Source organism: Micromonospora halophytica (genome assembly GCF_900090245.1).
Classification (GTDB): domain Bacteria; phylum Actinomycetota; class Actinomycetes; order Mycobacteriales; family Micromonosporaceae; genus Micromonospora; species Micromonospora halophytica.
Map to the genome: position 1 here is coordinate 112,554 of NZ_FMDN01000011.1, position 13,364 is coordinate 125,917.

11 protein-coding genes are annotated in these 13,364 nt (G+C 74.3%); 9 read left to right on the forward strand and 2 right to left on the reverse strand.

The genetic code is table 11. The features are described from left to right. The first annotated feature begins 58 nt into the window (after window positions 1–58). From GA0070560_RS16720 to GA0070560_RS16745, 6 genes are all read left to right on the forward strand, one after another. Window positions 59–622: a YceD family protein gene (locus GA0070560_RS16720; protein WP_091298027.1), complete on the forward strand. Its 564-nt coding sequence runs from the start codon at window positions 59–61 to the stop codon at window positions 620–622. Window positions 623–627: 5 nt separating this feature from the next. Then, on the forward strand, window positions 628–801 hold the full coding sequence (gene rpmF, locus GA0070560_RS16725; RefSeq protein ID WP_088963525.1) for a 50S ribosomal protein L32: 174 nt from the start codon (window positions 628–630) through the stop codon (window positions 799–801). A 116-nt stretch (window positions 802–917) separates the two neighbouring features. Next, complete coding sequence (locus GA0070560_RS16730) at window positions 918–1,895, forward strand: phosphate acyltransferase PlsX (protein ID WP_091298031.1); 978 nt, start codon at window positions 918–920, stop codon at window positions 1,893–1,895. Beyond that, window positions 1,892–2,674: a ribonuclease III gene (gene rnc / locus GA0070560_RS16735; RefSeq protein WP_091298035.1), complete on the forward strand. Its 783-nt coding sequence runs from the start codon at window positions 1,892–1,894 to the stop codon at window positions 2,672–2,674. The genes GA0070560_RS16730 and rnc overlap by 4 nt, the downstream gene beginning before the upstream one ends. Further along, window positions 2,667–3,524, forward strand: coding sequence for a bifunctional DNA-formamidopyrimidine glycosylase/DNA-(apurinic or apyrimidinic site) lyase (mutM, locus tag GA0070560_RS16740; protein WP_091298038.1), 858 nt, complete (start codon window positions 2,667–2,669; stop codon window positions 3,522–3,524). The genes rnc and mutM overlap by 8 nt, the downstream gene beginning before the upstream one ends. A 217-nt stretch (window positions 3,525–3,741) precedes the next feature. Further along, a complete protein-coding gene (locus GA0070560_RS16745) occupies window positions 3,742–5,961 on the forward strand; it encodes an MMPL family transporter (protein ID WP_091298042.1) in 2,220 nt (739 codons plus the stop codon). A gap of 76 nt (window positions 5,962–6,037) precedes the next feature. On the opposite strand, the gene GA0070560_RS16750 is transcribed toward GA0070560_RS16745, so the two are convergent. Together GA0070560_RS16750 and GA0070560_RS16755 are read right to left on the reverse strand one after the other, a co-directional pair. Further along, a complete protein-coding gene (locus GA0070560_RS16750; protein ID WP_091298045.1) occupies window positions 6,038–6,919 on the reverse strand; it encodes an endo alpha-1,4 polygalactosaminidase in 882 nt (293 codons plus the stop codon). Between the two features lie 147 nt (window positions 6,920–7,066). Beyond that, entirely contained in the window at window positions 7,067–8,236 is a 1,170-nt protein-coding gene (locus tag GA0070560_RS16755; protein ID WP_245675552.1) for a CAP domain-containing protein, read from the reverse strand. 372 nt (window positions 8,237–8,608) lie between these two features. On the opposite strand from GA0070560_RS16755, the gene GA0070560_RS16760 reads away from it, so the two are divergent. The 3 genes from GA0070560_RS16760 to GA0070560_RS16770 all read left to right on the forward strand — a co-directional run bounded on the left by GA0070560_RS16760 (window position 8,609) and on the right by GA0070560_RS16770 (window position 13,303). Further along, on the forward strand, window positions 8,609–8,803 hold the full coding sequence (locus GA0070560_RS16760; RefSeq protein ID WP_088977872.1) for a hypothetical protein: 195 nt from the start codon (window positions 8,609–8,611) through the stop codon (window positions 8,801–8,803). A 268-nt stretch (window positions 8,804–9,071) separates the two neighbouring features. Then, the gene (gene smc / locus GA0070560_RS16765; RefSeq protein WP_091298048.1) at window positions 9,072–12,683 is read left to right on the forward strand and encodes a chromosome segregation protein SMC; all 3,612 of its coding nucleotides are present in this window, start codon (window positions 9,072–9,074) and stop codon (window positions 12,681–12,683) included. Continuing rightward, window positions 12,683–13,303, forward strand: a complete 621-nt coding sequence (locus GA0070560_RS16770; protein ID WP_091298051.1) for an HAD family hydrolase — start codon at window positions 12,683–12,685, stop codon at window positions 13,301–13,303. Before smc ends, GA0070560_RS16770 begins: the two co-directional genes overlap by 1 nt. Window positions 13,304–13,364 lie beyond the last annotated feature (61 nt).

A 13,364-nucleotide genomic window follows, 5' to 3' on the forward strand; every position in this document is an offset into this window, starting at 1 on the left:
GTCCGGCGGTCGCCCAGGTAACCTTTTTTGTCGGCCTCTCACCGGCCGGAGTCTGACTATGCCCAAGAACTCGCCATCGAACCTGAACCCCAGGTCGCCGCTGGTCCTCGACACGAGGGACCTGCCGCGTCGACCTGGCGCGATGCGTACGGTCAAGCGGGTCGCACCGGCACCGGCGGACCTCGGCGTGGAGTTGATCGGCGTGCCGGAGGGCGCGGACCTCGACCTCGACCTGAGGTTGGAGTCGGTGTCCGAGGGCGTGCTCGTCTCCGGGACCATCAGCGGTCCCGTCCGGGGCGAGTGCGGCCGGTGCCTGCGTGAGATCAACGACTCGGTGGTCGTGAACGTCCAGGAGCTGTACGCGTACCAGGACAGCACCACGGACTCCACGACCGACGAGGACGAGGTGGGCCGGATGCAGGGCGATCTGATCGACCTGGAGCCGGCGCTGCGGGACGCGGTGGTGCTCACACTGCCGACCAACCCGCTCTGCCGGGAGGACTGCCCAGGCTTGTGCCCCGAGTGTGGGGTGCACTGGGACGATCTGCCGGTCGACCACAGCCACCAGCAGATCGACCCGCGTTGGGCGGGCCTGTCGCAACTGAACCGTACAGAGGAGTAGGAACCGTGGCCGTCCCCAAGCGCAAGATGTCGCGCAGCAACACCCGGTCCCGCCGGGCGAACTGGAAGGCGGCCGTGGTCGCGACCGTGGCCTGCCCGCAGTGCAAGTCCGCCAAGCTGCCGCACGCCGCGTGCTCCGTCTGCGGCACGTACAACGGCCGCCAGGTCCTCGAAGTCTGAGACCTGGACGCCGAGTGACGCCCCCGACCACGGGTCGGGTGGCGCGCGCACCCTGGCGATCGCCCGGTGCCCCGGCTCCCTGCGACACCGACCGGCCCGCTCCGGCCGGTGTCACGGTGGAGCCGGGCACCGCGCGGATCGCCGTTGACCTCCTCGGCGGGGACGACGCCCCCGCCGTCGTGGTTGACGGCGCTCTGCGAGCCGTCCGCGCCGATCCGGACCTGCACCTGCTGCTCGTCGGCCCGACCGAGGTCGCGGTCGCGGTGACCGACGCCCTCACCCCGGTGGAGCGCGCCCGGATCACCGTCCGACCGGCGCACGCCGCGGCCGGCCCGGCCCATCACGCGCCGCGCGCCGACAGCACCGTCCGGGCGGCCGTCGCCGCCGTCCGCGACGGCACCGCCGACGCCCTCGTCTCCGCCGGGTCGACCGGCGCCACCGTCTCCGCCGCCGCCCTCGGCCTCGGTCGGTGGGACGACGTCCGCCACCCGGCCCTGGTGGCCACCGTCCCGGCCGTGTCCGGCCCGGTGGTCCTGCTCGACGTCGGCGGCTCCCTGGAACCCCGTCCCGCCACCCTGGCCCGGCACGCCGTGCTCGGTGCCGCGTACGCCGCCGTGGCGCACGCCGTCGACGCTCCCCGGGTGGGGCTGCTCTCCGTCGGCACCGAGGCGGGCAAGGGCGACCGCCCCCGCAAGGCCGCCGACCCCCTGCTCGCCGCCGCGCCGTTGCCGTGCGGGGCCCGCTACGTCGGCCTGGTCGAGGGGTACGACCTCTCGATCGGCGCGCGCGCCGATGTGGTGGTCACCGACGGCTTCACCGGTAACGTGCTGCTCAAGGCCATCGAGGGCGCGTACGCGATGGCCGGCGGCCCGCCCGAGATCGGTGGCGCACCCCGCGCGGCGGCCCTGCTCGGCGTGGCCGGGACGGTGGTGGTCTGCCACGGCGCCGCCGAACCCGCCGACGTCGCCTCCGGCATCGCCCTCGCCGCGCACCTGTGGCGACGCGGCGCCACCGACCGGGTCCGCGCGCTGCTCGCCGGCGCCCCCGTGCACTCCTCGACCAGTGACAGCATCGACACCGAGGTGAGCCCATGACGAACGACAAGCGCCGACGTGCCCACGTCGGTCACCTGGAGGCGGCGTTCGGCGTGACGCTCGACCCCGAGCTGCTGGAGCGGGCCCTGACCCACCGCTCCTACGCGTACGAGAACGGCGGCCTGCCCACCAACGAGCGGCTGGAGTTCCTCGGCGACTCGGTGCTCGGTGTGGTGATCACCACCGCGCTCTTCCGCAACCACCCGGACCTGCCCGAGGGGCAGCTCGCCAAGCTGCGGGCCAGCGTGGTCAACATGCGCGCCCTGGCCGACGTGGCCCGGGGCCTGGGGCCGGACGGGCTCGGCGCGTACCTGCTGCTCGGCAAGGGCGAGGAGGCCACCGGCGGCCGGGACAAGGCCAGCATCCTCGCCGACACGCTGGAGGCGCTGCTCGGCGCGATCTACCTCCAGTACGGCCTCGACACCGCCGCCCTGGTCATCCACCGCCTCTTCGACCCGGTGATGGCCGAGTCCGCCGGCCGCGGCGCCGCCCTGGACTGGAAGACCAGCCTCCAGGAGCTCACCGCCGCGCTGGGGCTGGGTGTGCCCGAGTACCGGATCGAGGGCACCGGTCCGGACCACCTCAAGACCTTCACCGCCTGGGTGGTGGTGGCCGGCAACCGCTACGGCGGGGCCGAGGGGCGCAGCAAGAAGGAGGCGGAGCAGCGGGCCGCCGAGGCGGCCTGGCGGGAGCTGACCGCGCAGGCCGAGAAGGAGCAGGCCGCGCTGGCGGCCGAGGAGTCCGCGGCCACCGCCGAGGCAGGTCTGGGCAGTGCCTGAACTGCCCGAGGTCGAGACGGTCCGGCACGGTCTGGCCCAGTGGGTCACCGGCCGGCGGATCGCCTCGGTCCAGGTGCGCCACCCCCGCGCGGTACGCCGGCACGTCCCCGGCGCGGCACACTTCGCCGCCGTGCTGGCCGACCGTACGGTCACCGACGTGCGGCGCCGCGGCAAGTACCTCTGGCTGCCGCTGGACAGCGGCGACGCGCTGATCGGCCACCTGGGCATGTCCGGCCAGCTGCTGCTGCAGCCGGTGGACGCCGCCGACGAGCTGCACCTGCGGGTGCGGTTCCGGTTCGCCGACGACGGCCCCGAGCTGCGCTTCGTCGACCAGCGCACGTTCGGCGGGCTGTCGGTCAGCGAGGGCGGCGCCGAGCTGCCGGCGGAGATCGCGCACATCGCCCGCGACCCGATGGACGACGAGTTCGCCGACGCCGGCTTCGTGGCGGCGCTGCGCCGGCGGCGTACCGAGGTGAAGCGGGCGCTGCTCGACCAGACGCTGATCTCCGGAGTGGGCAACATCTACGCCGACGAGGCGTTGTGGCGGGCGAAGCTGCACGGCGCGCGGCCGACCGACGCGCTGACCGCCCCGGCCGCCACCCGGCTGCTCGGGCACGTCCGTGACGTGCTCGGCGAGGCGATCGCGCAGGGCGGCACCAGCTTCGACGACCTGTACGTCGACGTCAACGGCGAGAGCGGCTACTTCGACCGGTCGCTCAACGTGTACGGCCGGGAGGGTGAGCCCTGCCGGCGGTGCGGCGCGCCGATCAAGCGGGAGGCGTTCATGAACCGCTCGTCGTACAGTTGCCCGCGATGCCAGCCACGTCCCCGGGGGGCCCTGAGGGGGTGACCCCGAGCCGGCTCGGGGTGGCGCCGGTGTGCCGTTCCCGGCGGGTCCCTGACATCGGCCCGCTCTGCCCGTCCGGTCCGCCCGGGTGCCCCTTACCACGCGCCGGGTGACGTCCGGGACGAGCCGGGGCCGATCCCCGATGCCGGCGGCTGCCCGTTTCCCTAGCGTCAGCACCGTCGGCAGGACGCCGACGGGTGCGACAGGGGGAACGCGACAGATGGGCAGAAGACCGGTGACGGTGCGGCTGGCGCGGTGGAGCGCCGAGCACCCGTGGCGTGCGATCGCGCTCTGGGTGGTGTTCGTGGCGGTGTGCTTCGTCGGTGGCAGCGCCGCCGGGCTGAAGGAGGCCACGAACGCCGACATGGCGATCGGGGAGTCCGGCCGGGCGGACATCCTCGTCACCGAGGGGGACTTCGACGACCCCGCCGTCGAGAACATCCTCATCACGCCGCGTACCGGGACGCTGGACCAGGCGGCGGCGAAGGCGGCGGCGGCCGACGCGACCGAGCGGATGCGCCAGGTGGCCGGGGTGGCGTCGGTGGGGGCGCCGGTGTCGTCCCGGGACGGCAACGCGCTGCTGGTGCCGGTCACCATGGCCGGCGACCCGGAGGACGCCTCCGACCGGGTGCAGCCGCTGCGCGACGCCACGGCGGGCATCCAGGGCTCGTATCCGGGGCTGCGGGTCGAGCAGGTCGGCGGGCCGTCGATCGGCAAGGCCCTGGACGACACGCTCGGCAAGGACTTCAAGCGGGCCGAACTGCTGAGCCTGCCGGTCACCCTGGCCATCCTGATCGTCGCCTTCGGCGCGCTGATCGCCGCCGGGGTGCCGGTGCTGCTGGCGCTCTCCTCGGTGGCCGCCGCGATGGGACTCTCCACGCTCGCCTCGCACCTGGTGCCGGCGACCGACACCACGTCCAGCGTGATCCTGCTGATCGGCATGGCCGTCGGCGTCGACTACTCGCTGTTCTACGTGCGCCGGGAGCGGGAGGAACGCGCCAAGGGCCGCTCCGGGCTGGACGCGGTGGAGATCGCCGCGGAGACCTCCGGGCACGCCGTGGTGGTCTCCGGCTTCGCGGTGATCATCTCGATGGCCGGGCTGCTGCTCGCCAACGACGCGGTCTTCTCCTCGCTGGCGGTCGGCTCGATCCTGGTGGTGGCGGTCGCGGTGACCGGCTCGCTGACCGTGCTGCCGGCGCTGCTGGCGAAGCTGGGCCGCTGGGTCGACCGGCCCCGGGTGCCGCTGCTGTGGCGGCTCACCGCGGCGCGTACCGGGCGGCACGGGCAGCCGGCGAAGGCGCGGTTCTGGCCGGCCGTGCTGCGCCCCGCGCTGCGTGCGCCGCTGGCCACCCTGGTCGTCTCGGTCGGGCTGCTGCTCGCCCTGGCCGCGCCGGCGCTGGGCATGAAGCTGAAGTTCCCCGGCATGGAGGACCTGCCCCGCACCACGCCGGCCATGCAGGCGTACGACCGGCTCACCGCCGCCTTCCCGAGCACCGGCACCAGCCACCTGGTGGCCGTGCAGGCGCCCGCCGAGCAGGCCGACCGGGTACGGGCGGCGCTTACCGACCTGGCCGGGCGAGCCGCCGCCGACCCGCTCTTCGCGCCGGCCGAGGGGGACGGCCCGAGGATCGAGGTGTCGGCCGACCGGCGGGTGTCGACGCTGGAGGTCGCCACCCCGTACGCCAGCCGGGACGACGAGGCGGCGCGCTCGCTGCACACGCTGCGCGACGACCTGCTGCCGGCGGCGATGCGCGGCATCCCCGGCGTCGAGTACGCGGTCGGCGGCGGGGTCGCCGCCAGCGAGGACTACGCGCAGCACGTCGAGGAGAAGCTGCCGCTGGTGATGGCCTTCGTGCTGGCGCTGACCTTCCTGGTGATGACCTGGACGTTCCGTTCGGTGGTCGTGGCGCTCACCTCGATCGTGCTCAACCTGCTCTCCGCCGGCGCCGCGTACGGCCTGCTGGTGCTGGTCTTCCAGGGCGAGTGGGCCGAGGGGCCGCTCGGCTTCACCTCGATGGGGGCGATCGTCTCCTGGCTGCCGCTCTTCCTCTTCGTGGTGCTCTTCGGGCTCTCCATGGACTACCACGTCTTCGTGGTCAGCCGGATCCGCGAGGGGATCCGGGCCGGCATGTCCAACCGGGACGCGGTGGCGTACGGGATCACCTCGTCGGCGGGCGTGGTGACCAGCGCGGCGGTGGTGATGGTCGGGGTCTTCGCGATCTTCGCCACGCTGAGCACGATCGACATGAAGCAGCTCGGCATCGGGCTGGCGGCGGCGATCCTGCTGGACGCCACGATCATCCGGGCGGTGGTGCTGCCGTCGCTGATGACGCTGCTCGGCGACGCCAACTGGTGGGCCCCGCGCTTCCTGCGGGCCCGGGCGGTCGCCCCGCCGGCCGACCCGCCCACCCCCACCCCGGAGCTGGTCGGCGCCCGCTGATCCCGCCCACGACCGCCGAGGCCCGGACCGTGCGACGGTCCGGGCCTCGGCTCGTCCCGCCCCAGGGCGGGTGGCGTCAGGGCAGGGGGCAGGGGTCGCGCCAGGGGCCGAGGTCGCGCTGCTTGCGCATGGAGGCGAAGCCGTAGCCGACGGTGGTGACGCAGAACGTGGCGGTGGTCCCGGTGTACTCCACGTGGAAGACCGGCTTGTGCGCCTCGGTGAAGGGCAGCAGCTTGGCGCACCGGTGCAGCCGTACGCACTCCTCGTTGACCGCGAAGTCGAAGTCGGGCGCCAGCGCGGCGACCTGATCCAGGTCGTCGACCAGGCCGGGGGAGAGCTCCAGGGAGCGGGCCAGCGTGGCGACCCGCCGGTTGAACCGGAGCTGGTCGTCGAAGTGCAGCGGGAACCCGGAGCGGTGGGCGTACCCGTCGGCGTCGGCCAGGGCGACCGCGCCGAATCCTTTGCCCCGGCAGAGCCGGAACCGGTCGGCCAGCACCGGGCGCAGCACGTCCCAGCGGCGGACGTCCAGCCAGTGGCGGCGCGGCCGGTCGGTCGCGACGCCGCGGACCGCCGCCGGGAAGCGGGTGGCGTCCGGGTCGGTGTCGGCGTACGACCCGACGTGCACCTGGCACACCAGCCGACGGTCCCGCCGGCGCAGTTCGGCCGTCTCGGCGGAGGTGGTCCGGACCGGGTCGAGCAGGAAGACGTCGGCCTCCACCGTGGTGTCGACCGGGCCGGTGAGCTGCCACTGCCACTGCCACCGGTGGGCGTACCCGGCCGGCCACGGGGTCGGCGCGCTCGGCGGGGTGGGCACGGCGCGGCAGGCGTACATCGGGACGAGCAGGGTGAGCGCGACGACGGCCGGCAGGGCCCGGCGGGCGGTGCGGCGCGACGGCGCCCGGGCGGGCGTGCCGGAGCGGGCCGGCCCGCCGCACCGCGCTGGCAGCCGGATCCGCATGCGCCGCTCCCGGGTCCTCGGGCGGGCCGCGCCGCCCCGCGCCGGTACGCCGGGCCACCTCGCGCGGCCTTCCTCACCCGGTCAAACGACGCGCCCCCGGCCGACGACGCGGTGGGCGTCGCGGACGGGGGCGCGTCGGTGGGCGGCTCAGCGGGGCGCGGCGAAGACCTGCGTCCAGTACGGGCCGTTGCTGCTCGCCACGCCGACACCGATCTCGGTGAAGGCGCAGTTGAGGATGTTCGCCCGGTGCCCGGGGCTGTTCATCCAGGCGTCCATGACCGCTGCCGGGGTCTTCTGGTTCCAGGCGACGTTCTCGCCGTAGGTGCGCCAGGCGTAGCCGACCCGGTCGATCCGGTCACCGGCGTCGCTGCCGTCGCTGCCGGTGTGCGACATCTTCTGGTGGTCGGCCTGGTCCTGGCTGTGCCGCTGGGCGGCGGTCATGAGCTTGTCGTCGATGCCCAGCTTCCCGCAGCCGGCCTTGGCCCGCTCCGCGTTGACCAGGTCGACGACCTGCTGGGCCTGGCTGCTGACGCCGGGGCTCAGCGAGTTCGTGGTGCTGCCGCCGGTCGAGGCGCTGCCGTTGCGTCCGGTGCCCTGCCGGGACGCCGCCGTGGTCCGCGTCGGCGCGGGAGTCGGCCGGACGGTCTTCGTCGGTGACGGCTTGGGACTCGCGGTGGTCGGCGTGGCGCTGGGGGAGGGGCTGCCGGTGGCGGCCAGCGCGTCGGCGCCGGTGACGTCGGGGGCCACCGGGGCGGCGGCCGCCGTGTCGTCGAAGGACGCCTTGTCGGCCCCGCCGCCGTCGCCGGGCAGGACCAGGGCGCCCACGCCGAGGCTCACCACCAGCGTGGCGGCCGCGGCGGCGCCGCCGATCACCAGCGGGCGGGGGAAGCGGCCGCGCTGCCGGTGTCGCCCCTGTCCCTCGGCGGACGGGTCGCCCGCCGGGCTCCAGGCGGGTGCGGTCTCCGGTCCCCGGCCGGCGGCCCGCTCGAACCGGGCCACCACCGGGCCCGAGGCGTCCCGGGGCAGCCGGTCGGCGGTCCGCTCGAAGGGCGTCACGACCGGGCCGGTCGGCGCGTCGACCACCGGGAGGGCGGCGGTGTGGTGCGGCTCCCCGTACGGCCGGTCGGCGGGCGCAACCTGCCAGCCCCCGGTGGGGGCCTCGGTCCAGTCGTCGCCGGGCTGCTCCGGGGCGTCCCCGAAGAGGTACGCCGAGCGCGGCTCCGGGCGGTCGGTCAGCCAACTCGGCTGCTCGTCGGCAGGCGGTCGCGGTCGGCGGGGAACGCCGTCCGGTTCGTTGGGGTCGGTCCAGCCGTACACGCCTGTCGCCTCCACGGGTCGGTTGCGGGCCGGGGTGACGCTACGGACGCGCCGTGAACTGCGGCAACCTGGCTAAGGAAGAGTTAAGGGAGAGTGACTCACGTACTGACCGTACGCACATTTCCGGGCGTACAGTCAAGGAGTCCGGACAGAGTGTGTCCGAGCCTGGTGGCCCCCGACGAGTGGACAGGGTGGACGTGGAGATGATCTACGGCCTGCGGGAACTTGACGAAGGAGGGGTCCTCGGCTCAATATATACGTGTCGCCAGTCGCGCCCAGCCATGCCCGGATTTCGCCCGGGATAGCAGTCGCGGACAGTTCATGGGCGCGCGTTGGCCGGCCTTTCCGGCAGCGCATATCAAGGAGTTCAGCATGGCCAAGGCCCTCTTCGGCCACGTAGGTGCAGCGCCCGACCGGCGTCTGCTCGACGAGGTCACCCGACTGCGTGCCACGGTTCAGGCACTGGAGTTCGAGATCACGCGTCTGCGCGCCGAGAACGATCGGCTCGCCGCGGCCGCCGCGGAGGCTGACGACCTCCTCCGGCTCGCCGAGCCCGCGCTGACCTGATCTCATCGGGATCCCGCACAACTGAATAGCACCACTCGAAACAACGCGCGCCGACACTCGAAGTGCCGGCGCGCAGCTCTGTCCCCGCAATTTCGCCACCGCAGTTTCGCGATCTTGTCGGATGCGTCACGCCGCATTCAGCGGTGCCGTGCCGTGCCCCGGGGCGGGTCGCGTGCCGACCGGCCCCCACCGAGGGGTTAGTCTGCGGGTTCACCAGGTCCGCGCAGCCCGCGACGCCTGCGGCGGCCACCGGACGAGGATCGAGAAGGTGCATCTCAAGAGCCTGACGGTGAAGGGGTTCAAGTCCTTCGCCTCCGCGACGACGCTGAAGTTGGAGCCCGGGATCACCTGCGTGGTCGGCCCGAACGGCTCCGGCAAGTCCAACGTCGTCGACGCCATCGCCTGGGTGCTGGGCGAGCAGGGCGCCAAGGCGCTGCGCGGCGGCAAGATGGAGGACGTCATCTTCGCCGGCACCGCCGGCCGGGCGCCGCTGGGCCGCGCCGAGGTCACCCTCACCATCGACAACACCGACGGCGCGCTGCCGATCGAGTACACCGAGGTCTCCATCACCCGCCGGATGTTCCGCTCCGGCGAGAGCGAGTACGAGATCAACGGCGACTCCTGCCGGCTGCTCGACATCCAGGAGCTGCTCTCCGACTCCGGCATCGGCCGGGAGATGCACATCATCGTCGGCCAGGGCCGCCTCGACGGCATGCTGCACGCCAAGCCGGAGGACCGGCGGGCGTTCATCGAGGAGGCGGCCGGCGTCCTCAAGCACCGCAAGCGCAAGGAGAAGGCGCTGCGGAAGCTCGACGCGATGCAGACCAACCTCAACCGGCTCACCGACCTCACCGCCGAGCTGCGCCGCCAGCTCAAGCCGCTGGGCCGGCAGGCCGAGGTGGCCCGCCGCGCCGCCGCCATCCAGGCCAACCTGCGCGACGCCCGGCTGCGGCTGCTCGCCGACGACCTGCACACCCTGCGCACCACCCTGAACAAGGAGATCGCCGACGAGACCGCGCTGCGGGAGCGACGCGAGCAGGTGGAGGCGGAACACACCGAGGTGCAGGCCCGGCTGGCCGAGCTGGAGGCGGCCCTCGCCCAGGACGCGCCGCTGCTGGCCGCCGCCCAGGACACCTGGTACAAGCTCTCCGCCCTGCAGGAGCGGTTCCGCTCCATCGAGCAGCTCGCCCGGGAACGCCTGCGCCACCTCAGCGCCACCTCCGACGACGAGCGCACCGGCCGCGACCCGGACCAGTTGGAGGCCGAGTCGCAGCGGGTCCGCGAGCAGGAGGAGGAACTGCGCGCCGCGCTCACCGAAGACCAGGTCCGCCTCGCCGAGGCGGTCGAGCAGCGGCAGGAGCTGGAACGGCAGCTCGCCACCGCCGAGCGGGAACTGGTCGCCGCCGCCAAGGCCATCGCCGACCGGCGGGAAGGGCTGGCCCGGCTCACCGGGCAGGTCAACTCGGCGCGGGCCCGTACCACCAGCGCGGGTGAGGAGATCGACCGCCTCGCCGCCGCCCACACCGACGCGCTGGCCCGGGCCGAGAAGGCGCAGGCCGACCTGGACGCGGTCGCCGCGCAGTCCACCGAGGCCGACCGGGACAACGCCGAGCTCGACGAGCGGCACGCCGAGGCGGTCGCCGTCCACGAGCGGGCCCAAGCGGCCGTCCGCGCCCTCGCCGACGCCGAGCGGAGCGCCGAGAAGGACGCCGCCACCTGGAAGGCCCGCGAGGAGGCACTCGCCCTCGGCCTGCGCCGCAAGGACGGCGCGGGCGCGCTGCTCGCCCGCGCCGGTGAGGTGCCCGGCCTGCTCGGCAGCCTCGCCGGGCTGCTCACCGTCGCTCCCGGCCACGAGGCGGCGCTCGCCGCCGCGCTCGGCGGGCTCGCCGACGCGGTCGCGGTCACCGGGGTGGACGAGGCCGTCGAGGCGATGCGGCTGCTCAAGATCTCCGACGCCGGCCGGGCCGGGCTGCTGGTCGGCAGCCCTGCCGGCCCCGGCATGGACGGCAGCGCGGACGCACTGCGCCCGAAGCTCCCCGAGCACGCCCGCTGGGCCCCCGACCTGGTCGAGTGCTCCGCCGAGATCCGTCCGGCGGTGCACCGCGCGCTGCGCGACGTGGCGCTCGTCGACGACCTCGCCGCCGCGGCCGAGCTGGTCGCCGCCAACCCGGAGCTGCGCGCGGTCACCGGAGACGGTGACGTGGTCGGGGCGTACGCGGCGGCCGGCGGGTCGGCGAAGGCACCCAGCTACATCGAGGTGCAGGCAGCCGTCGAGGAGGCGCGGGCCAACCGGCTCACCGCCGAGCGGACCAGCGGCGAGCTGCGCGAACAGCTCGTCGACGCCCGGGCCGAGGTGGCGGCGGCCAAGGAGGCGGTGCAGCACGCCGCCGCCGCCAGGCGGGAGGCGGAGAGCCACCGCAACGCCGCCGCCCGCCGGCTGGCCGAGCTGGGGGCCGCCGCCCGCTCGGCGAAGGCGGAGACCGACCGGCTCGGCGAATCCCGGGCCCGCGCCGAGGCGGCAAGGGAACGCGACCTGACCGCCCTGGCGGAGCTGGAGGAGCGGCTGCGGCTGGCCGAGGCCACCCCGATCGACGCCGAACCGTCCACCGAGGAACGGGACCAGCTCGCCGCGATGGTGCCCCGGGCCCGGCAGAACGAGATGGAGGTCCGGCTCGCGGTGCGTACCGCCGAGGAGCGGGTCGCCTCCATCGCCGGCCGCGCGGACTCCCTGGCCCGGCAAGCGACCGCGGAGCGCGCCGCCCGGGAACGGGCCGCCGCCCGGCGGGCCGCGCGGGCCCGGGGCGCGACCATCGCCCGGGCCGTGGTCGGCGGCGCCCGTGCGGCGCTCACCCGGCTCACCGGCTCGATCGCCGCCGCCGAGGAGCACCGCGACGCCGTGGCGCGCGAACGCGCCGCCCGCGAGGCCGAGCTGTCGGAGGTACGCGGCGCGGCCAAGCGGCTCGGCGCGGAGCTGGAACGGCTCACCAGCCAGGTGCACCGGGACGAGGTGGCCCGCGCCGAGCAGCGGCTGCGCATCGAGCAGCTGGAGGCCAAGGCCGCCGAGGATTTCGGCCTGGACGTGGAGACCCTGGTCGCCGAGTACGGCCCGAACCAGCCCGTCCCGCCCACCCAGGTGGACGTCGCGGCGGCAGAACGCGACGGCCTGCCGGTGCCCGAGCCGGTCCGCTACGAGCGCCCGGTGCAGGAGAAGCGCGCCGCCAAGGCGGAACGGGAACTGGCCCTGCTCGGCAAGGTCAACCCGCTCGCACTGGAGGAGTTCGCCGCGCTGGAGGAGCGCTTCAAGTTCCTCTCCGAGCAGCTGGAGGACCTGAAGGCCACCCGCCGCGACCTGCTCACCGTGGTCAAGGACGTCGACGACCGGATCCTGGAGGTCTTCGCCAGCGCGTTCGCCGACACCGCCCGGGAGTTCGAGCAGGTCTTCACCGTGCTCTTCCCCGGCGGCGAGGGCCGGCTGATCCTCACCGACCCGGAGGACCTGCTCACCACCGGAGTCGAGGTCGAGGCGCGACCCCCGGGCAAGAAGATCAAGCGGCTCTCGCTGCTCTCCGGCGGGGAACGCTCGCTGACCGCGGTGGCGATGCTGGTGGCGATCTTCCGTGCCCGGCCCAGCCCGTTCTACATCATGGACGAGGTCGAAGCGGCGCTGGACGACGTCAACCTGGGCCGGCTGATCACGCTGCTGGCACAGTTGCGGGAGAAGAGTCAGCTGATCGTCATCACGCACCAGAAGCGGACGATGGAGATCGCCGACGCGCTGTACGGGGTGACCATGCGCAGTGGGGTCACCCAGGTGATCAGTCAACGGCTCAACCGGGCCGACGGGGACGAGCGGCCAGGCCGCGGCGAGGAGAACGAGTAGTGGGTCGGGAACGCGCGACGGCGCTCCTGGTGGACTTCGACGGTGTACTGCGTCGCTGGGACCCGGCGGTGGCCGTCGGCGTCGAGCGGGAGTACGGGCTCTCCGAGGGCGTCCTCGGCGAGATCGCCATGCAGTGGGGGCGGCTCCAGCCGGTGCTGACCGGCCGGGTCAGCCACGCCGAGTGGATGTCCAGCGTGGCGGACGCGCTGACCGAGTCGGTGGGCAGCCCGGAGCGGGCCCGCGCCGCGGTCGAGCAGTGGCAGCGCTACCGGGGCGAGGTGGACCCGGAGGTGCTCGGCTTCGTCCGCGAGGTGCGGGCGGCCGGCGTACGGGTCGGGCTGGGCACCAACGCCACCGACCTGCTCGACGCCGACCTGGCCGCGCTGGGCCTGACCGGTGAGCTGGACGTGGTGGTCAACTCCTCGGTCGTCGGGGTGAACAAGCCGGCCAAGGAGTACTTCCAGGCGGCCTGTGACGCGCTTCAGACCGCGCCGTCGCGGGTGCTCTTCGTCGACGACGAGGACTGGGCGATCCGGGGCGCGCGGGTGGCCGGCCTGTCGGCGCTGCGCTGGTCCGGCCCTGACGACCTGCACTACCTGCGCAAAGCCCTGGTGTACTGAGCCGGACTCCCCGATAGGTGCACGAGCCGGCCGAGGAGTGCTCCCAGGCGGGCGCCGGACA

Bases quoted from the DNA above. Each gene is read 5' to 3' on its own strand.
- GA0070560_RS16720 (WP_091298027.1), top strand. From the start codon at position 59: ATGCCCAAGAACTCGCCATCGAACCTGAACCCCAGGTCGCCGCTGGTC.
- GA0070560_RS16760 (WP_088977872.1), top strand. From the start codon at position 8,609: ATGGCCAAGGCCCTCTTCGGCCACGTAGGTGCAGCGCCCGACCGGCGT.
- GA0070560_RS16750 (WP_091298045.1), bottom strand. From the start codon at position 6,919: ATGCGGATCCGGCTGCCAGCGCGGTGCGGCGGGCCGGCCCGCTCCGGC.
- GA0070560_RS16745 (WP_091298042.1), top strand. From the start codon at position 3,742: ATGGGCAGAAGACCGGTGACGGTGCGGCTGGCGCGGTGGAGCGCCGAG.
- rnc (WP_091298035.1), top strand. From the start codon at position 1,892: ATGACGAACGACAAGCGCCGACGTGCCCACGTCGGTCACCTGGAGGCG.